The sequence below is a fragment of the Streptomyces rhizosphaerihabitans genome (genome assembly GCF_025399795.1).
Classification (GTDB): domain Bacteria; phylum Actinomycetota; class Actinomycetes; order Streptomycetales; family Streptomycetaceae; genus Streptomyces; species Streptomyces rhizosphaerihabitans.
This window is the reverse complement of record NZ_JAODTZ010000038.1, coordinates 18,838-37,614: the sequence shown is the minus strand read 5'-3', so window position 1 is coordinate 37,614 and position 18,777 is coordinate 18,838. Positions and strand designations below refer to the sequence as shown.

Genomic DNA, 18,777 nt, shown 5'->3' with positions numbered 1-18,777 from the left:
TTCGCCGTGCGTGGTGGTAAAGACTGCGGGCGTGACTCCTCCTCCCGGATAAGCTCGGGGGGCTTCTCCTGTCGGTGGCTAGGCCACGTCGGGAAGGACCAGCCCGGCCCTGACAGCGACGTTGAGTGCGCCGACCGTGTCGGCGTTGGCGGTGTGGCCGCACTTCACGCACTCGAACTTCTCCTGTGTGGCGCGGTTCTCGCTGGACACGTGCCCGCATGGGGGGCAGGTGCGGGAGGTGTTGCGGGGGTCCACGGGAACCAGCATGCGACCGGCGCTTTCAGCCTTGTGCGCGAGGATGCCCAGGAACACCCCCCAACCCGCGTCGTGGATGCTCTTGTTCAGCCCGGCCTTGGCCGCCGTGCCGTTGGGCAGGAAGGCGCAGGGGGCGCCGGGGTCGGGCCTGGCCTTGGGGGCGCGGACCATGTTCGCGATGCGCAGGCGTTCGTGCGCGATCACGTCGTAGGTGTGGACCATCGTGAGGGCGGTCTTGTGGGCGTGGTCGGCGCGCTGCCGCTTGACCTTGCGGTGCAGTTGGGCGACTTTCTCCACGGCCCGGCGGTGCTTGGCCGACCGGTTGTCCCGCTTCCTTCGTGGGAACGCCTTGAGGGCGCGCTGGGCGTTGGCCAGGGCTGCGGCGTTACGCTTGCCGTGGCGGGGGTTGGCGATGTGCTCACCCTGGGACGTGGTCAGGAAGTGGGCGACGCCCATGTCGATGCCGGTCACCGCGCCCGTCGCGGGCAGCGGCTCGGCGGGGACCTCGTCGCAGGCCAGGACGACGTACCACTGCCGGCCCTCACGCTTCACGCCGACTGTCCTGACCCGGCCCTTGACCGTCCGGTGCTGGTGCACGCGGACGTGGCCCACGCCCTGGAGGCGTACCCGGGTGACCGGGTCGTGGGGGGTGGAATCCCAGCGGCACCCGTCACCGTCCTTCGGGAACTGAACGGTGTCGAACCAGTTCACGCCCCGGAAGCGGGGGTAACCCGGCTTCTCGCCGGCCTTGACCCGGCGGAAGAACGCCTGCATCGCCTTGTCCAGACGGCGCAGCGTGGCTTGTTGGGAGGAGAACGACCAGCGTCCCTGACGCTCGGGGTCGAACGCCCGGATGTCCTTGAGCTGGGCCGACTGGTCGCCGTACTTCACCGAGGTCTTCGAGACATGCCGATAGGCGTCCTGGCGTTCCTGCAGCGCCCCGTTGTAGAGCGAGCAGTGATCCCGCAGCATCTCGCCCAGCGCCTGCTCCTGGCGCACAGTGGGACGGAGGAGGAACTTATACGCACGGTGCACGGTCCTCCTCATTCTTCCGCTTGTTGGTCCAGGGGCGTTCCCACTGGGTGTTGATGTACTGCTCGACCGTGTCCGCGCTGACCGCGCCGACCGAGGCAACGAAGAACGACGACGACCACAGGGTGGGCATCTGCGACTTCAGATGCGGAAACTCCTCGCGCAGGACGCGGGAAGTGAAGCCCTTGAACTGGTTCGCAACGTAGGACGCGGAGGCCTTCGGCCCGTGCTTGACGAAAACGTGGACGTGGTCGGGCATCACCTCCAGGGCGATGATCTCCCAGCCCCTCTCCACCGCCTTCGCTTCGATCAACTCACGCAGCCGGACCGCGACCCGGCCGCCAAGGACCCGACGGCGGTACTTCGGGCACCACACGACATGCAGACCCAAGTCGTACACACCGCCGGAATATCGGCGAACCTTCCGAGGCACGGCCATAATCACCAATATATGCACGGCATGTGTCTAGTGTCCGCCGATATCGGCACCCCGAGGCCGACAGGACAGATCCATGGACAAAACTGAGGTCAAAGCAGCACCGAGAAGCGATTCCCCCCACGCCTGAAGGCGCGGGTCCCCTCGCTAGGTCCTGATGGACCGGTACGCGAAGGAGATGATCGCCTGGGCCCGACCCTCACCGACGACGGCGACACGCCCACCGGCAGCGTGCACATCGTTGACCTGCCAGATCCCGCCTCCGCCCGCGCGTTCGCCTTCGACGAGCCCGGCTATCAGGCCAGTGTGTACCGGGACGTGCTGCTGCGCCGGTGGCGCAACACGCTGGGACGCACCATGTGGGATTTCCCCGGCGGCCGGACCGGGGGCAACCGGTACCTGGTGCTCGGCCTCGGCACGGGGCAGGCCGCTGACCTCACGGTGCCGCCCGACCAGGACGAGCTGATCGCATACGGGCCGCTGCTGTCCGACGACCGCGCCGTCTGGCTGGGTACGGAGGCACTGGTCCGGGCACCGGACCCGGACACGGCACGCGCTGTCCTGACCCCGGACCGGTACGCCGACATCGAGGTCCACAACTGGCAGTTCGGCGGCCGACCGTCATGAACCGAGGGTGTGGATTCAGTGCTGAAGTGCGTACGGTGACGGCATGGGCAGGGACGGTGTTCCCCGGCTGAGGCTGAGACTGTTGGTGCCGTTGTCCCGACGGCAGCCCGTCCGCCTACTGGGCCGCTCTTGTTGTCGCCGGAAGACTCATGCCGGACGGTGGCGGTATGGAGGAGGCGCGGCAGCACTGTCGTCGGATGGCGAAGCATCCCGGCGATTTGAGGGACGCCTCAGTCACCAGCATCAGCCCGCCTTCAGATGCCTCTGAGTCTGACAAGCCGTGCTCTCGGCTCAGGTAGGCGATGGCTCGTCGAATGCCGGCGCCTTCACCCGACCGCCGGCCCCGGCCTGCGGGAGCTGCACGACCCGAGCCGCGAGGCCCGGAAGGACGTCAGCGAGGACGGATAAAACCCTCTATCGGTCCTGAGCAGGGCTTTTATGTTCCGGCATATGCCTGGGGCCAGGGCGTGTCTCCTTGATCGTCGGCTCGTTGTTCTGTGGACGGGCCGTCGGGCCCGCCCCAATCTGCTTTCCAGTACGACGCCGGGCCTGGCGTTGCGGAGCTCTCACCGCGCGTCGAGCCGGCGTTGTTGGACGGCAGGGGGACTCAACTGCCGGAGAGGATGCCATGAGCGACAAGCGCGATCAGTTCGCGGAGTTGACGACGGTGAAGATGTGTTTTCGCGACGAGGGGAACTCGGAGGGGGAGCCGCTGCTGCTGATCATGGGACTCAGCTCGCAGCTGATCCACTGGCCGCAGGAGATCGTCGACGCGCTCGTCGAGCGGGGCTACCGGGTGATTCGTCCCGACAACCGCGACAGCGGTCTCACGGAATGGAAGAGCACACCGAGCCAGTACTACCTGAGGGCGCTGGCGCGTGACACGGTCGAGCTGCTCGACCATCTCGGCATCGAGCAGGCGCACGTCGTCGGCGCCTCGATGGGCGGGATGATCGCCCAGCTGCTCGCGATCGAGCACACGGCGCGCGTGCTCAGCCTGTGCTCGATCATGAGCACGCCGCACATCAGCATCGGCATGGCCGACGGCAATGTGCTGGAGGAGCTGACCAAACCGCTGCCACCCGGTCGCGAGGACGCGATCAAGCAGATCGCCGGCCTGTACGCCACGATCGGCTCGAAGACCTACGCGGACAGCGAGAGCGAGCGCCGCCTCGCGCTGGCGACGCAGGCATACGACCGCGCGCAGCATCCCGAGGGCGGAACACGCCAGGTGACTGCGGCCTTGATCGCGCCTGACCGCACGAAACGCCTTCAGCAGTTGAGGCTCCCCGCGCTGGTGATCCACGGTGGCGAAGATCCGCTGATCAAAATCGCCGGCGGCGAGGCCACCCACGCCGCGCTCGCCGACTCGACCTACCTGCCGCTCGATGCGATGGGCCACGACCTGCCTGTGCCGCTCCATGACCAGATCGTCGCGAGCATCGCCAAGAACGCCGCGCGGGTGACGAGCCGCTTCTGATCCTCAGGTCTTGGCAGGATGCCGCCCCATGGGCTCCTTCCTCGCTGCCGATACTCAGGACCCGAGTATCGGCGGGCGGCATCCAGGACCTGGCCGAAGATCGGCGAACCGACGAAATGTGGTTCCGGGCGATGTGAGTCCACTCGGCATCGGGCACAAGATCGCTGTGCAGGTCCAGAAGCACGGCGGAAGTTCCCGCCTGAGGCGCACCGATTGGGCCGGTGAACTCGCCTGACGAGTCAGAGCGGGGGAGCCGTGACGGAGGCCGTGCCCCTCAGCCGCCGCGCCGGACCATTTCCTCGGCGTCCCCCTCCTCGAAACCACGCCGGGGGGTTTCCACGGCCCGCTCCGGCTCGGGGTGTGCTTGGCGTACCCGTAGGTCCGCGACGGCCAGAAGCAGTGCGATCAGGCTCATGCCGACGGCGGTGAGCAGTCCGAGCTGAATGGCTGTGACGGAGCGACCGTGGTCGGCCTGATGCGCGAAGTACACCGCGCCCACCACGGCGATACCGGCCGCCGAGCCGATGCGCTGCCCCGTCTGCAGCACCCCGCCCGCCGCGCCGGCACGGAGAACGGGGACGCGGGTGAGTGTGAGCGTCGTGTTGGGGGAGACCGTGAGGCCCGAGCCGATCCCGGCGATGACCATGGGCAGGGCCGTGGCCCACCCGACACTCTGCAGGGGTACCAGCTGGACCGCCACGATCACCCCGAGCAGCCCGACCACCACCGCGAAGAGACCGAAGACGACCAGCTTGCGGCCGTGGCGCATCACGAGCCGGCCCCCGATGGCGGCGCCGACCGCGGAGGCGGCCGCGAAGGGCAGCACCGAGACACCGGCTGCCAGCGCGCTGTATCCGGCCGTGTTCTGCAGGAACAGGGAGTAGACGAAGAAGACCGTGGTGAAGCCCGCGAAGTAGGTCAGGCTGATCAGGGAGCCGAGCGTGAAGGAGCGCAGGGAGAACAGGTTCAGATCGACCAGCGGAGCCTGCCCGTGCCGTCCTTGGCGCCGCTCCCACGCCCAGAACGCGGCCAGCAGCAGCGCGGCCACCGGCAGCATGGCCCACTTCAGCCGCCCGGTCCACTGCTGCATCTGCACCAGCGGCAGCATGAGCGCGAGCACGGCGGCGCCGAGGAGCAGCACACCGAACGGGTCGAACTTCTCCCGCTTGCCCGTCGCCGCCGGGAATCGGGGCAGCAGCCGCAGTCCTGCGGCGAACGCGGCGACCCCGATGGGCAGGTTGACGAAGAACACCCAGCGCCAGCCGTCATCGGTGCCTACGGCGTCGATCAGCAGACCGCCCGCCAGCGGGCCTGCCGCCGTCGAGATCCCGATGACACTGCCGAGCAGACCGAAGGCCTTGGCCCGCTCGGCGCCTTGGAACATCTGCTGGATCAGCCCCGAGGTCTGCGGGGCGACCATGCCCGCCGCTGTGCCCTGGACCAGGCGGAACAGCACCAGCCAGGAGGCACTGGGAGCGAGGCCGCACGCCCCCGAGGCCAGCGTGAACAGGGCCAGCCCCAGCAGGAAGGCCTGGCGTCGCCCGCGCATGTCGCCCAGTCGGCCGGCCGGGACGAGCACCAGCCCGAAGGTCAGGGCGTACCCGGAGACCACCCAGGACTGGGCGGCCTCCGAGGCGGCCAGCCCGTGCTCCATCGAGGGCAGCGCCACGTTCACGATCGAGGTGTCGAGCAGCGAGATGAAGCCCGCCGTCAGACAGACGGCGAGCGCCTTCCACCGCCGGGTGTCGGGGGCGGGCCGGTCTTGGACAGTGGTCATGGGGTCACGCTAAGCAGTCACCCCGCCCAACGCGCGCGGAAGGGGCCCTTCCGCGCGCGTCGCGGTCGTCAGGAGGCCGAAGCGGTGCGCCAGGTCGGCGGCATGCCTTCTCCGCTCCTGGCGTTCGACCCGGTGTCGGCCGACCGCACCGTAAGCTCACTCCTCGGCGTCGACACAAACCGCCAGCCCCCGGGCCCGTCACCTGCCAGGTTTCGAACGAGGGGTCTGCCGGGCAGGTGAGATGCAGTCCGTTGTCGAAGACCAGCCGCAGTGAGCCCGTCTTGAAGGCCACGGCCGACAAGACCTTGGCGCCGAACAGGGCCAGAGCCGCCGCCACGTCCTGGCGTCCCGGATCCGACAATCCCTGCAGATCGTCGCTACGGGCCAACCCTTGTCCGATTCGGGATGGTCGTTCCAGAACGACCCAGGCTTCCGAGCCGAGCAGAAGCGTCAACCGGAAGTCGATGATGATCTCAGTGACAGCCAGACCCCGAAGACCCAAGACCCAACGGTCCTCGTGCTCGGCAAGGGCAGAATCGTTCACCACCGCACGATGCACTGCCACATGCCGACCATGCCACTCAGATCTGTCCCTGAACTGGTGATCGAGAACTGGTGATCGAGCCCTGCGCCGCGCACAGGTGGGGCCCGGTGATCAGGACGGTCTTGCTCATGGTGCTCACTCCTCTGACACCGGCCACTGCGGGTCGGGGGTTCGTTTCTCAGGCTTCTGTACGTGGCCTGGCGAAGTCGCGTACGGAGGCCTCGCCTTCCGCAGGCGTGCGGCTGTCCTGCCGCGCGCCGGGCTAGCGGAGGAACGCCTGTGGACCGTATCCGAGGCCTTCCTCCGCCGGCGATCTACCTGCGCGCATGACCTCGCGATACGGGGAGTGGGCCGGGCTGCGGCGTCAGCTGTGGCGGCCCCCTCGGCCTCACGGCGAGCAGCCGCCGGAGCGGTCGGTCGGACCGCTCGAGCTCTTCTACGACCTGGTCGTGGTCGTCCTGGTCGGCCAGGCGGCCCACCACTTCGCCGAACACCTCACCTGGCACGGCCTGTTCGAGTTCACCGTGGTGTTCGCGCTGGTGTGGGTCGCCTGGTTCAACGGCAGCCTCCACCACGAACTGCACGGCCACGACGACGCGCGCAGCCGGGTCGTGTTCCTGCTGCAGATCCTCGTGCTCGTGCCGCTGGGCGCGTTCATCCCGGAGGCAGGCGGCGAGCACGGAGCGGCGTTCGCCGTGAACGCGGGCGTGATGTTCGCGGTCCTCGCACTGCTGTGGCTGTTCGCCTCACGCGGTGACAGCCCCGAGTTCCGGCGTTCCAGCGGGCTGTTCGTGGGCGGGACGGCCGTGTGCGCGGTTGTCCTCGCCGCGAGCGCCGTCCTGCCGGAGGATGACCGCATGACCGCATGACCGCATGACCGCATGACCGCATGACCGCATGACCGCCTGGGGCCTGCTGGTCCTCGCCTACCTGGCGGGCTTCGTGTTCATGATGGGCTGGGCCACCCCGGTGCGGGCGGTCGCGCTGAGCGTGACCGACCTGCTCGCCGAACGGTTCGGCCTGTTCATCATCATCGTGCTCGGCGAGACCGTGGTCGGCGTCGTCGAGGGCCTGTCCCACGAGCCGACCAACGCGCTCACCATCGCCGTCGGACTCGTCGCCGTCGTCGTCAGCTTCGGTTCCTGGTGGACATACTTCGATTTCGCCGGACACCGGCTGCCGCGTCCGACCCGTGCGAGCACCGCGCAGTGGCTCCTGGTCCAACTGCCGCTCACGGCCGCCATGGCGTCCATGGGCGCCGCGAGCGTGGGCTTCGTCGAGCATGCCCACGACGGCCGCACCCCCGCCGCCGTCGCCTGGACGCTCTGCGGGGGCGCGGCCTTGGTGCTCGGTACAACCATGGTGCTCGCGACGTCCCTGCGTGTCTGGCGCGAGGACCGCGAGCTCTACCGGCCGCTGGCCGGGACCTGCGCAGTCGCCGCACTGATGGCCGTGGGCCTGGACGCCGTACGTCCCGCACCGCTGGTTCTCGGACTCGTTCTTGTCGTCCTCCTCGGCATCCCCTGGCTCCTGGCGATGGCCGGTCGGCCGGCGCGGGACGAGCCGGTCGAACTGTGACCGAGGGCCCGGAGCGACGAGGAACTCGGTCCCGTTTCCGGTGACTGCCCCTGTCCGTAGGACCTCGCCGCCCGCCGCCCAAAGCATCAGGTCAGGAAGAGGGCCGCCCCGTCGCGCCTGCTTCTGCGGGCCCGTAGCCCCAGTACGGCGAGGGCGGCGGCCAGCCAGCACGCGCCGATCAGCGTCTCCCATCCGGCCAGTCCGGCCGTGTGCGCGCCGGCCTCGCCCGCCAGCACCTCGCGGATCGCCAGCAATCCATGGGTGAGGGGCAGCAGGTGGCCGAACCCGGCGAGGACGGGGCCCACGGCATCCGACGGCACCTCCGGGCCGCAGACGATCAGCATGACCGTGAACGCCGCGTTGGACACGACGTTGCGCAGGTCGACGGCGGTCAGCACCAGGGAGCCGAGGAAGAGGCCGAGGCAGTAGCTCGTCACCGCGACGAGGACCAGCAGAACGGTGAGCAGGGCGACCGACGCCGCCGTCAGAGGCAGTCCGGCCACCGGACCGAGGATGAGGACGGCGCCCAGCCCGCAGGCCACCCCGTCCGGCAGCCAGAAGAGGCTCCGCCCGACCAGGACGAGCGCGGGACTGCTGGGCGAGGCGACCAGCAGGGGCAGGGTGCCGTTCTGGAGCTCCCAGGTGGTGGAGGCGGTCGCGAACACGCCGTGCAGTGCGACGAGTGCCACCGCGTTGCCGACGAGGAGGTAGCGGGCCTGCCCCGGCCCGAGCAGGTTGCCGATGGTGGCGAAGAACAGCACCTGGGCGAGCATGCGGACGAACCAGCCGAGCAGCCAGGTCTTCCAGGTGAACACCGTGCCGTAGTCGGCGGCCCCGGCGCGTGCCGCCCAGCCCAGCACCCGCGTCCGGCGGCCCGTGCGCGGGTCGTCCGCCGTGCGGCTCACCGCAGCCCCACCGTCCCGTTCTCACGTACCAGCCGTACGACCCTGCCGAGCAGGAGTCGTCCGCCGGCCCCGGTGAGGAGGCCGAGACCGAGGATGGCGCCGGTGCGCGCCGGGGCGGAGGTGACCGCCGCCGGGGCGAGCGCGTCGCGCAGCAGGTCGGAGCTCCAGGAGAGATAGACGAGGCGGCCGATGGGGTGCGTCCACTCCGGCAGCCGGTCGAGGGGGGCGAACACTCCGCCGAGCAACAGGACGGGGTAGCTCAGGGAGTTCTGGAACGTACGGGCCGTCCGGGTCGCGACGAACAGGGCGGCCATCAACGTGGCGGCGCCCGCGGTGGCGACGGCGGTGGCCAGCAGTCCCACGGCGAGGACGCCGGGATGCGGCACATCGGGAACGGTGCCGAAGCCGAGGATCGCGACGGCGGCGACCTCCAGCACCGTCAGCAGGCTGATCGCGGTGGTCACCCAGACCCGGCTGAGGACCACCCGGGCGAAGTCGGCCGGCGCGGCGATCTGAAGTTCCAGCGTCCCGAGCCAGCGGTCGTTGTCCACGACCTCTCCGGAGATCAGCATGGCCATGCTCCACACCCCCATCAGCACGGGGGCGAGGAGACCGTTGGCGAGGAGGTCGGGACGGTCGTTGTGCCGGATCAGGAGCAGGAAGACAGCGGCGAGCAGCGGCGTACGCACCAGGTCGATGAGGTAGTCGCGGTGGGTCAGCACCAGGCGTCCCTGGAACCTGCCGGCGGCCGCGAGCAGGCTCACCGGTTCACCACGCTGCGCGTCTCGCCCCGGTGCACGAGTTGGAGGTAGACCTCTTCCAGGCCGGGCAGTTCGGTGCGGACCTCGGTGACTCCCCGCTCGACCACGAAGGCGAGTACGCGGCCCACGGCTTCCTTGCTGTCCACCGTGACGACTGTGGTCCCGTCGTCGGCGGGTTCCGTGCCGAGGGTCCCCGGGAGCGCGCGTACCAGGTCGAGCAGGGGTTCCTCGGCGCGGATACGGACGCGTTCCTGGCGCGGGACGAGCCGGGCGAGGGTCCTCGGTGCCTCCGCGGCGACCACCCGCCCGTGGTTGATCATGGTGACGCGGTCGCAGAGCGCTTCCGCCTCGGCCAGGTCGTGCGTGGCGAGCAGGACGGTGCGGCCCTCGCCCGCCAGCCGCAGGATCAGTTCGCGCAACTGCCGTGCGGCCAGCGGGTCCAGGCCGTTGGTCGGTTCGTCGAGCAGCAGGACGCGGGGGTCGCCGATGATGCCGCGGGCGAGGTGGAGACGCTGGCGCATGCCCACGGAGAAGGTCTCCACCCGGTCGTCGGCGCGCTCGGCGAGCCCGAGTTCGTCGAGCAGCGCGTCGGTGCGGGCGACTGCGTTCCTGGTCGTCAGACCGTACAAGGCGGCCCAGTAGCGCAAGTTCTGACGTGCTGTCAGCCGAGGATAGAGGCCGCGCTCGCCGCCGAAGACGATGCCGAGCAGGGGGCGGATCCGCCGGTGTTCGGTCGCCAGGTCGTGGCCGAGGACCCGGCCGTTTCCCGAGGTCGGCAGCAGCACCGTGGAGAGGATCTTCATCAGGGTGCTCTTGCCCGCGCCGTTCGGACCGAGCAGTCCGTGCACCTCGCCCTGTTCCACGGTGACCGAGACGTCGTCGAGCGCGACGACCGCCGGGCCGCGCCGTGTGCGGTACTCCCGCCGCAACCCGCGTGTCTCGACCGCCGGTTCGCCCTGGCCCGGACGGGTAAGGCCACCCGTACCGTTTCTGCTGTCCGTCATCGCGCTCCCGTTCCCGTGCGGGTCGTCGGGTTTTTGTCTGCTGGGTGGCGCAGGAGCTTCACGTGCCGGATTCCGCGGCCGCCAGGCCACCGTCGGCCGCCTCGTCGAGCCACTCCCGCCGGGCGGCGCCGGTCACCAGCAGGAACGAGCCCAGCGGGGTCCGCGCGACGAGATGACGCCCGACGTCGTCGAGGCGCAGCCGGTCGGTCGGCTCGTCCTCCAGGGGTACGCCGAACAGCGGCAGCCCGGCGTCGAGCAGCCGCCTGGCGCCGATGCCGCGGTGGGCGAGATCGGAGGCGAGGTCCGCGAGACGGCCGGCCTCGCCCTCGATGCCCGACTGGGCGACCAGGGCGGGCGCCCGGACCGGGCTGCTCCAGCGTGCCGTCGCGCGGGCCGCCCGCAGCAGCCGGGCGCGTACCGCGGCCGTCCGGGTGTGCGGCAGCGTCACGGCGGGCCGCCAGCCCAGCCGGGCCATGGCGCGCAGGGCCTCCCGCCACTCCGGCCACAGGCCGGTCCTGGCGAGGTCGGCGCGCAGCTGCTGCACGCCGGTGCCGTCGAGGTGCTGGAGCAGCAGCGCCAGGTCCAGCAGGTCGCGGGTGCGGAAGGGGCGCTCCCAGCGCTCCGCGACCAGGGCGACCGCACAGGCGGCGAGGGGGGAGCGGGAGGGGCGGGTCAGCTGCCACGCCGGGGCGCGCACCTCGGTCACGATCTCCGCGGTGAACAGACCGACGGCGTAGGGGTCGGGGGACGGCTCGGGCGCCGGGCTGCGGAACTCGGCTCCCAGGTGCAGAGGAACGGAGTCGCCGGTCCTGGAGGGGCTCACGGTGAAGGCCGCCAGGTCCCAGCCGTTCGCGGCCAGATGGCGGGCGCAGTTCCACAGGTCCGCGTGGCCGGGGCAGACGACGTCGAGGTCACCGGCCGCTCGGAGGACCCCCGGCGGGTAGAGACCGGCGATCGTCATGCCCTTGAGCAGGGAGACACCGGGCGCCGCCGTCTGCAACTGCGACCAGATCCGGCGGTAGTGGTCGATGCGCTCCCGGTGCAGGCGCAGTTCCGCCGCCTCCGCCCCGGTGAGGGCCCGGCCGTCCTCGGCCCACAGACTCAGCAGGGTCGCGGCGAGTTTGTGGCGGCTGTCGCGGGCGGTTCGTACGACGGCCTCCCGCGACACCCCGGGCCCGGCGTCGAGCAGGGCGAGGACGGTCGCGGCCGACACCTCGACGTCCGTCGCCGTTCCGGTCGGTGCATCAGTCAACGCCGGCTCCGCCCTGGTGCACGAAGGTGGACGGAGTCCGCGGGCCAGGGGACTCCGAGGTGGCCGAAGAAGAACGCGATCAGGACCGCTGGCGGGCGAACAGGCCCGGATCCGGATCCCGATCGCATCCGGCGGACGACTACTTGCCCGGCTTCGGGCCAGGGCTTCGGCATAGTCGGTCCTCGTCCTTTTTGATCATATGAGGCCGAGAAGGGCGAGGGTGCGGGTTTGATCCCGGGCTGTCCGGCGGAGGCCGGCGGCGATGTTGCGGACGCCGGCAAGGCGGAGGGCTCCGATCGCGAGGTTTCTGCAGGTCGCCATCGCCCGGGGTGCGTTGCCCGTCCGCAGTTGTGAGGCGTCCTCGGCAAAGGTGACGTCTCTGACGTGGTGCAGGGCCTCGACCGTCCAGTGCCCGCGGACCAGTTGGGCGAGCCGGGCCGATGGAGCCTGTTCCGCGGCGAGGCTGGTGACCGCGTAGACGGTCTTGAGACTGATCTTCCCAGTTGTGCGATCCACACGGCGGCGGACGATCTGGACGGCCTGGCGGGCGCCGGGGAAGAGCAGGTTGCTGACCGTGCAGACCTTCAGACGGCGGATCTCGAAGCGTCCGTGACCGGTCGTGCGGGACTTGTCCTGGAGTGGGATCTGGTTCCAGGGCGGGGACTTCAGCTGCTTGCGGAGCTTCTTCGTGTTGCCCTTCACGATCGCGATGTAGTGGGCGTCGCGCCCGCGCAGATAGGTGGCATGGCCGTGCTGGGTGTGCATGGCATCGCTGGTCACGACGGTGTCGGACAGGTCGGGCAGCGTGTCCAGGAGGGGCTGGAAACGCGTGATCTCGTTGGGCTTCTCACCGACGTCCATCTGCGCGAGGACCAGGCCGCCGACGTGATCGCAGGCGGCCAGAAGATGAATCTTCCGACCATGCGCGCGGGCGGCGCCCCGCAGGGATTTCCCGTCGACGGCCAGCCCCCGCAACCCGCCCGTATCCTCCTGCCGGTCGGAGAGCCAGGCCCCGACAACCTGGTCCAGGGCATCCGCGTCGATTCTGGCAAGGAGTCTGCGGATCGTTGATTCCGCAGGCCAGGAGCGTTTCGGGAAGAGCGGGTCGACATGAACGCCGAGCCGCTCGAGGACTTCCGCCGGGGCGTCGGCCACCCATTCACTCACGGCCAGCAACGACCTCGCGCCGGCGAGGACCGCGCAGGCGGTCAGGGCCAGCACCGTGATGAGTGGATGCCGTACTCCGCGGGGATTACGCGGGTCAGGGACCTGCGCGAGGCGTTCCAGCAGGTCAGGAATCTCGCTGTGCGCGGCTTCCGGGTGGGGGTCGAGTTGGTGAAAGACGGAAGAGATCAGAGATGATGCGTCGGCAGGCACGGACTTCCCAGGATCACAGAGCGTAGAGAACTCCATGATCACGGACGTCCGTGCCTGTTCTGCGTCGGACCCCGCCCAGCCCGGCCATCCGTCAGGAACCGGACGTCAGCCGACTACGCCGAAGCCCTGGGCTTCGGGCGGACCTTGACCTGCTTGAAGCCGACGCTCATGGGACTCTCCTTGATGTGGTCGGTCATGGAAAGTAACCTCAGCGTATTGCCCTCGAATGGTTCATGACAATGATGCAACTTGCTTTGCATACAGCTGACTTGGCGTGCCGCGCGGGTGCTGTGCCGGGCCCGGCGGACGAGTGGAATGCCGGAGGAGCATGACGGTCCACGAGTGGTTGAGGGCTCCCCGGACTCATGATCCGGTAAGGCGCCGCACCTATCCCGATGACGTCTATTTCCGGGAAATGGCGGCTTTGCTGGACGGGTGGGAGACGGACACGGCCGACCGGGCACTGCTGCGGTCGACTTTCGTGATGTTCAAGCCGGACGCCGTCGTCGGCCGGCGTGTGGAACCCGCGCTCGCCTTTCTGGCGGGGCATGACTTCGAGCCCCTCGGCGCCCTGACCGTACGGGTCGACGCGAGGGTGTGCCGGGAGCTGTGGCGCTACCAGATCAACGCGGCGCCGCTGGCGGTCATCCGGGCCGTGGACATGATTCTCGAGTCCGGCCCGCCCTGCCTCTTCGTCGCCCTCCGTGACACCCGGGTTCCGGAACGGACGGGTACGACCGCGGCGGAACGGCTCGCCGAGCTGAAGGGGTCGTCCAAGAACCGTTCGGTGGAGGGCCGTTCGCTGCGCGAGGCGCTCGGATGCGAGTTGATGTGCCTCAACTTCCTGCACGCGCCCGACGATCCCTCCGACCTGATCCGCGAGGTGGGTGTTCTGCTGCCCGGACGGCGGGAGGAGGCACTGTCCCTGCTGGCCGCCGACGCGGCGCCGCGCGAGGCCGCCGAACCGGCCGCCGTGGCAGGCGAGTTGTACGCCGCCCATCCGGCCCACTCGCTCACCCGGCCCGCGTCCCGGGGCACCTCGCGCCGCCCGGCCGACCCTGCCTCGCTGCTGGCGCGGGTGGAGGAGCTGGCCGCCGGGGAGGACGGGCTTCCGCTGTGGGATCGCATCGTGATCGCCGCGGAACTGGTGGAGGGCCTGCCCTCCGAAGGCCGGCCGCTGATAGGTCCGCCGCCGGGCAAGCGCCTCACCCACCCGCGCGCCGTCCGTCCCGCCGGACCTCCGGCTGCAGCGGCGGGACCCCCGGCCGCTGCCCCGGCGGACCGCTGAACGCACCTGGCCCCGCTCGACCGAGGAAGCCCCAGCCACCAGGAGGAATGGCATCGATGGCCGACCACGACGTCGAAATGCACGGTCCGGCGCACTGGGAGGGACCGCCACGCCGGTACGGTCCCGTCGCCCGGGTCGCCGTGCTCTCCGATGTGCACGCCAACATTCCCGCCCTCGACGCGGTGCTCGCCGAACCGGACGTCGCCGCGGCCGACCTCGTCGTCCTGTGCGGCGATCTGACCTGGGGGCCGCAGCCGCAGGAGACGTACGAACGGATCGTCGCGCTCGGTGGACGTGCCCTGTGCGTACGCGGCAACGCCGACCGTTACGCCGCCCAGATCGGCACGGCCGCGCGGGTCGCCGACACCCCGCGTCAGTCATGGATCGCCGCACAGCACTCGCCCGAGGCGATCGCCTTCCTCGACCGGCTCCCCTTCGGGGTCGTCGTCGAGATCGACGGGCTGGGACCGGTGCACTTCTGCCACGGTTCGCCGCGCAGTGACCACGAACTGGTCACGCCGGGGACACCGCTCGAACGGTTCGTGGAACTGTCCGGGGCCATCGACGCGCGGGTCCTGGTCACCGGACACGCGCACCTCCAGTTCGACCGCGCCGTGGCGGGCCTGCGCAGCGTGAACCCGGGCAGCGTCGGGCTGCCCTACCACACGGGTGAACCAGGCACCGCGTACTGGGCGTCGCTGGGCCCCGATGTCCGGCTCAGGACCACTCGCTACGACGTCGAGGACGCCGTCGCGCGCGCCCGCCGCGCCGCCGACCCGGACGCGGAGCGTTACGCGGACACCCTGTCGAACGCGCCCGACCCGGAACAGATCGTCGTGGAGGCGGAGACCCGGATCTTCGTGAATTGACCGCGCGCCGACGTCCCCTGTCGGCCGTGCGCGGAACGCCTTATCGATCGGCCAGGGAACGCGCATTGATCGTCCACGGAAACGACGTAATGATCGTCCACGGGTAGGGCGTAATGATCGTCCTGGGGTAGGGGGAAATGATCGCCCACGACCGGGGTGAAATGATCGCTGTCCGGAAAACGGACCGCGCGGTCGACGGAATTTCTCGCTCCGTCAAATACGAGAAACAAAAGCATAGTTGAGGGTTGATTCCCGGCACGTCGTTGACATGCAGGCTCGCCATGTGTTGACCTGTTCACGCAAAAAATGCAAGTTGTTTGGCACTTTTCTCTGGCACCGTTCCCGGCAGGAGGAATCCATGCAAACAGCTCCGCTTCCCACCGCGAAAACCCCCACCGAAGTCACGCCCGCGTCGACCCCGGCGCCCGTGATGCTGCTGCCTCGCCTGGTCGAGCGCATGATCACGGACCGGCAGGCCGCGCATATCGTCAAGTTCCGTACCACCTGCACCGACTGCGTGCCGAACTTCTGAGCACAGCGTCGCGTGTCGGCGGACAGCCGGCAGCGTCCGCCGACCTGCGCGTGGTCACCGAAGTCGTCGCGGGAAACCTGCGTGCCGCCTCTCGGGGACTGTGCGTCCTGGCGGTCGACGGCCTGTCGCTCGAAGTGGCCGAGTCCGCGTTCGTCCACGCACATGTCCGGCCACTGCGCTCCACTTTCCCGAGCACGTCGACGACGGCCTGGCTCACAGCGGTCACCGGCACGGATCCCGCTGTCCACGGCGCCGTCGGCATGGTCTACCGGGCACCCGGCGCCGAATGCGTCACCCACCTCGTCACCGGGGAGACGTACGCCTTCGGCTCCTGCCGTCCGCCCGGGAAGGCGCTGCTGCACGCGGGACCGACCCTCTTCGACCGCGCGACCGAGTCGGGCCGGCCCGCCTTCGCGATCGGCGCGGAACTGGAGCGGCTGACCGGTGAGTGGGTGGGCGCCCTGCTGCACGGCGCCCGGATCGTGCCGTCACCGGCTGCCGCCGCGACCCTCACCACCGATCCGGTGGCGGTGGCCGAGCGGACCGTGCGCGAGGTCGGGGCCGTCCTCGGGAACGCCTTCGACGCCCCGCCCCTGGTGTGGGCGTACGTGAACCTCGACGATCACATCCACAGGGCCGGCTACGACGCCCGGCTGCGCGAGGCGCTGCTGCTGCTCGACACGGCGGCCGCCCGTTGGGCCGACGCCGGCTGGAGCGTCCTCGCCCACGCCGACCACGGCCAGGTGGAGGTGACCCCGAGCATGGCCCTCGTCGACGCGTGGGCGCGCCTCGACGCCCCCGCCCACTGCCGCATGCCCGGGGGTGGCGCCGGCCGGGTCCGCTGGCTCTACCCGCGCTCCGGGCGCGAGGAGAGAGTGGCGAACGCGCTGCGCGACATGCTCGGCGTCCACGCCCTCGTCCTCACCCCGGACGATCTGCACGCACGCGGACTCCTGTCCGCGACACCCGTCGTCCGCGACCGCATCGGCGAGGTGGTCGCCCTGGCCGCCTCCCCGTACTTTCCCGTACCCGACCCCACCGTGGCCTGGGAACACGGATCCGTCTCCGACGGCGAGACGCTCGTACGCGGCGTCGGGATCGATGAGGCCGACGGTCCCGCGCTCCTCGGGCACAACTGGTACTGCTACGACACCCGCGTACCCGTACGGGCTACCGGCCCCGCACAACAGGTCCGCGTCCTCGGAGCCGTGCTGGACGCCTTGCGCGAGCTGGCGGACGCCGACGGCGCCCGGACCGCGGGACTCGTCAGCGTCCCCGAGGGCGACCCGGTCCTCGACGTCGCCCGGAACAAGGGATGGCGGGTGGAACCGATCGTCACCCGCTTCCAGCTCCCGCTGCACGGTCCGGCGGGGGACGCCTTCGACTCCTACGACTCCTATCTCGCCACCCTGGGCAGCCGCACCAGGCGCACGATCCGCCAGTACCTGCGGCGCGCGGCGGACGCGGGCGTCACCACCGCCGTCGAGGCACCCCGCCCCGGCTTCCTGCGGACGGTGGGCGACCTCACCCGCCGCACGGCAGCCAAGTACGGAAGTGCCGGCATGTATCCCGAGACTGCCTTCACCGACTTCGTCATGGCGCTGGGCGACAGCGCCCGGGTCGTGCGTGTCGACCGGGGCGACCGGACGCTGGCCGCCGCGGTCGTCCTCCTCGACGAGGAGCGACTGCACATGTGGGCGGGCGGCACCAGCCACGCCACCCTCGATGGTTTCAGCCCCAACTACCTTCTGTGGGCCACCGAAATCCGTACCGCCATCGAGTGGCGAAAGCGCTGGGTGGAGGGCGGCCGCAGCAACCAGCCCATGAAGACCCGCCACGGCATGATGCCCCTACGCCTGTTCGCCTGCATCGCCCCACCCGATGCCTGATCGGAAGGGCGTACGGGTCAGCCGCCCTGGCCGGCGTTTCCGACCGGGCCGACCTTGACAGGGGAGCCGGTGCCCTCTGTGACGGGCAGCGTGGCGGCGCCCGGCCAGGTGAGGGTGACCGTCTTCGTCTCGTTCGGCGGCGTCACCAGCAGTCCCGTGATGCGGACGCCGGAGCCGCCCGACTTGTTGAGCGGGTAGTTGATGCCGAAGGCCGTCGACTCGCCGTTCTTGAGGATGGCCTGGCCCGCCCGCTCGCCGGTCCGCTTCGCGGACAGTGACCCCGCGCTGGTCTTCAGGTCGACGCCCGCGTACCCGAAGATCGCGCAGTCCCGGCCGCCGCCGTTCTTCAGCTGCACCGTGACGGTGCCGTCGGGGTCGCCGTCGATCGTGCTGTCCTTCGCCGTGATCTCCAGCTCGTCGGTGCGGCACTTGCCGACCTTGCCGTTCTTGTCGGACCCCGTCCCGGCGGTGGTGCCCTTCCCGTCGGAGCCGGTGCCGTCGGAGTTCGTTCCGGCGGACTCCTTCGCTCCGCTCTGATCCGAACCGCCCGAGTCCGAACCGCCGCCCGAGGTGGACGCCGACGACGCGGTGGATCCGGACGACGGGCTGCTCTGGTCCACGCCGCCATCGTCGTTCTGGCAGGCGGTGAGCGTGAGACCCGCGGCAACGGTCAGGGCCGCGAAGGTGAGCTTGTAGGCGCGCATCGTTTCTTCCTCAGGATGGGTTGCAGGCCGGCCGCTCGGTGCGAGTCGTTAGAAATCGGCATGAGCGGACGTTACTGACCACCAAGAGCCGCCTGGCCGGCCCACCGTTCCGCCCAACTGCCCCCTAATACATTCCTGTTACGCACGGCCGGGTCCAACGCGCACCACCACCGGGTCCTACGCGCACACCGCCGGGCGCCCCGCGCCGGAACACGCCGTCCGCCAGCGGGGACGGCGGCTCCGGCCGGCAGGAAGAGGCGGTTCCCGTCACCGTCCCGCACCTGGCCGCAGTCGCCGTCCACTGGGACAGACCCGTAGCCCGGCGGATCTTGACCGCAACTGGTACATGCCTTCCTCGACCCGCCTCGCCCGCTGCCGCCCGCGGGCGGGGCGGGTCGAGACCCCCGTTCGACGCGCATCTCTCAAGGGCGAACGACAACAGGTGCCGAGCAGTGAGTCACGATGCT

The 18,777-nt window shown here is 70.1% G+C and carries 17 protein-coding genes and 1 pseudogene; 8 read left to right on the top strand and 10 right to left on the bottom strand.

Annotation, left to right across the window (positions count from 1 at the left end):
• Positions 1-78 precede the first annotated feature (78 nt).
• Both N4G66_RS30680 and tnpA read right to left on the bottom strand, forming a co-directional pair.
• On the bottom strand, positions 79-1,290 hold the full coding sequence (locus N4G66_RS30680) for an RNA-guided endonuclease InsQ/TnpB family protein (protein ID WP_261707511.1): 1,212 nt from the start codon (positions 1,288-1,290) through the stop codon (positions 79-81).
• Positions 1,274-1,726 (bottom strand): IS200/IS605 family transposase, encoded by a 453-nt coding sequence (gene tnpA / locus N4G66_RS30675; protein ID WP_261707510.1) that lies wholly within the window; start codon positions 1,724-1,726, stop codon positions 1,274-1,276. Before tnpA ends, N4G66_RS30680 begins: the two co-directional genes overlap by 17 nt.
• A gap of 154 nt (positions 1,727-1,880) precedes the next feature.
• On the opposite strand from tnpA, the pseudogene N4G66_RS30670 reads away from it, so the two are divergent.
• A pseudogene (locus tag N4G66_RS30670) lies at positions 1,881-2,350 on the top strand (YciI family protein); the annotation flags it as partial.
• Positions 2,351-2,978: 628 nt separating this feature from the next.
• Positions 2,979-3,830 (top strand): alpha/beta fold hydrolase, encoded by an 852-nt coding sequence (locus N4G66_RS30665; protein ID WP_261707509.1) that lies wholly within the window; start codon positions 2,979-2,981, stop codon positions 3,828-3,830.
• A gap of 274 nt (positions 3,831-4,104) precedes the next feature.
• Here the strand turns inward: N4G66_RS30665 and N4G66_RS30660 are convergent, their stop codons facing one another.
• Together N4G66_RS30660 and N4G66_RS46015 are read right to left on the bottom strand one after the other, a co-directional pair.
• The gene (locus N4G66_RS30660; RefSeq protein ID WP_261707508.1) at positions 4,105-5,607 is read right to left on the bottom strand and encodes an MFS transporter; all 1,503 of its coding nucleotides are present in this window, start codon (positions 5,605-5,607) and stop codon (positions 4,105-4,107) included.
• Positions 5,608-5,611: 4 nt separating this feature from the next.
• Positions 5,612-6,151, bottom strand: coding sequence for a DUF6188 family protein (locus tag N4G66_RS46015; RefSeq protein ID WP_391858912.1), 540 nt, complete (start codon positions 6,149-6,151; stop codon positions 5,612-5,614).
• 326 nt (positions 6,152-6,477) lie between these two features.
• On the opposite strand from N4G66_RS46015, the gene N4G66_RS30655 reads away from it, so the two are divergent.
• A complete protein-coding gene (locus N4G66_RS30655; protein WP_261707507.1) occupies positions 6,478-7,020 on the top strand; it encodes a low temperature requirement protein A in 543 nt (180 codons plus the stop codon).
• A 28-nt stretch (positions 7,021-7,048) separates the two neighbouring features.
• A complete protein-coding gene (locus N4G66_RS30650; RefSeq protein WP_261707506.1) occupies positions 7,049-7,729 on the top strand; it encodes a low temperature requirement protein A in 681 nt (226 codons plus the stop codon).
• Positions 7,730-7,815: 86 nt separating this feature from the next.
• Here the strand turns inward: N4G66_RS30650 and N4G66_RS30645 are convergent, their stop codons facing one another.
• From N4G66_RS30645 to N4G66_RS30625, 5 genes are all read right to left on the bottom strand, one after another.
• Positions 7,816-8,634 (bottom strand): ABC transporter permease, encoded by an 819-nt coding sequence (locus tag N4G66_RS30645; protein ID WP_261707505.1) that lies wholly within the window; start codon positions 8,632-8,634, stop codon positions 7,816-7,818.
• Positions 8,631-9,398, bottom strand: coding sequence for an ABC transporter permease (locus tag N4G66_RS30640; RefSeq protein WP_261707504.1), 768 nt, complete (start codon positions 9,396-9,398; stop codon positions 8,631-8,633). Before N4G66_RS30640 ends, N4G66_RS30645 begins: the two co-directional genes overlap by 4 nt.
• Positions 9,395-10,399 (bottom strand): ABC transporter ATP-binding protein, encoded by a 1,005-nt coding sequence (locus N4G66_RS30635; protein ID WP_261707503.1) that lies wholly within the window; start codon positions 10,397-10,399, stop codon positions 9,395-9,397. The genes N4G66_RS30640 and N4G66_RS30635 overlap by 4 nt, the downstream gene beginning before the upstream one ends.
• Positions 10,400-10,457: 58 nt before the next feature.
• A complete protein-coding gene (locus N4G66_RS30630) occupies positions 10,458-11,651 on the bottom strand; it encodes a nucleotidyltransferase family protein (protein WP_261707502.1) in 1,194 nt (397 codons plus the stop codon).
• 195 nt (positions 11,652-11,846) lie between these two features.
• Positions 11,847-13,064 (bottom strand): ISAs1 family transposase, encoded by a 1,218-nt coding sequence (locus tag N4G66_RS30625; protein WP_261707501.1) that lies wholly within the window; start codon positions 13,062-13,064, stop codon positions 11,847-11,849.
• A 379-nt stretch (positions 13,065-13,443) separates the two neighbouring features.
• Between N4G66_RS30625 and N4G66_RS30620 the strand changes: the two genes are divergently transcribed.
• From N4G66_RS30620 to N4G66_RS30605, 4 genes are all read left to right on the top strand, one after another.
• Positions 13,444-14,316, top strand: coding sequence for a nucleoside-diphosphate kinase (locus tag N4G66_RS30620; RefSeq protein WP_261707500.1), 873 nt, complete (start codon positions 13,444-13,446; stop codon positions 14,314-14,316).
• 56 nt (positions 14,317-14,372) lie between these two features.
• Positions 14,373-15,185, top strand: a complete 813-nt coding sequence (locus N4G66_RS30615) for a metallophosphoesterase family protein (protein ID WP_261707499.1) — start codon at positions 14,373-14,375, stop codon at positions 15,183-15,185.
• Between the two features lie 358 nt (positions 15,186-15,543).
• Positions 15,544-15,717 (top strand): hypothetical protein, encoded by a 174-nt coding sequence (locus tag N4G66_RS30610; protein ID WP_261707498.1) that lies wholly within the window; start codon positions 15,544-15,546, stop codon positions 15,715-15,717.
• A gap of 50 nt (positions 15,718-15,767) precedes the next feature.
• Positions 15,768-17,606 carry a GNAT family N-acetyltransferase gene (locus N4G66_RS30605; RefSeq protein WP_261707497.1) on the top strand — a complete coding sequence of 613 codons (1,839 nt, stop codon included), beginning with the start codon at positions 15,768-15,770 and terminating at the stop codon, positions 17,604-17,606.
• A gap of 17 nt (positions 17,607-17,623) precedes the next feature.
• Here the strand turns inward: N4G66_RS30605 and N4G66_RS30600 are convergent, their stop codons facing one another.
• Complete coding sequence (locus tag N4G66_RS30600) at positions 17,624-18,310, bottom strand: DUF4232 domain-containing protein (RefSeq protein ID WP_261707496.1); 687 nt, start codon at positions 18,308-18,310, stop codon at positions 17,624-17,626.
• Positions 18,311-18,777: the final 467 nt, after the last annotated feature.

Coding starts and splice junctions, on each gene's coding strand:
- N4G66_RS30665 (WP_261707509.1), top strand. CDS start 2,979: ATGAGCGACAAGCGCGATCAGTTCGCGGAGTTGACGACGGTGAAGATG.
- tnpA (WP_261707510.1), bottom strand. CDS start 1,726: ATGGCCGTGCCTCGGAAGGTTCGCCGATATTCCGGCGGTGTGTACGAC.
- N4G66_RS30600 (WP_261707496.1), bottom strand. CDS start 18,310: ATGCGCGCCTACAAGCTCACCTTCGCGGCCCTGACCGTTGCCGCGGGT.
- N4G66_RS30615 (WP_261707499.1), top strand. CDS start 14,373: ATGGCCGACCACGACGTCGAAATGCACGGTCCGGCGCACTGGGAGGGA.
- N4G66_RS30620 (WP_261707500.1), top strand. CDS start 13,444: ATGGCGGCTTTGCTGGACGGGTGGGAGACGGACACGGCCGACCGGGCA.
- N4G66_RS30635 (WP_261707503.1), bottom strand. CDS start 10,399: ATGACGGACAGCAGAAACGGTACGGGTGGCCTTACCCGTCCGGGCCAG.
- N4G66_RS30650 (WP_261707506.1), top strand. CDS start 7,049: ATGACCGCCTGGGGCCTGCTGGTCCTCGCCTACCTGGCGGGCTTCGTG.
- N4G66_RS30610 (WP_261707498.1), top strand. CDS start 15,544: ATGCAAACAGCTCCGCTTCCCACCGCGAAAACCCCCACCGAAGTCACG.
- N4G66_RS30625 (WP_261707501.1), bottom strand. CDS start 13,064: ATGGAGTTCTCTACGCTCTGTGATCCTGGGAAGTCCGTGCCTGCCGAC.
- N4G66_RS30655 (WP_261707507.1), top strand. CDS start 6,478: ATGACCTCGCGATACGGGGAGTGGGCCGGGCTGCGGCGTCAGCTGTGG.
- N4G66_RS30660 (WP_261707508.1), bottom strand. CDS start 5,607: ATGACCACTGTCCAAGACCGGCCCGCCCCCGACACCCGGCGGTGGAAG.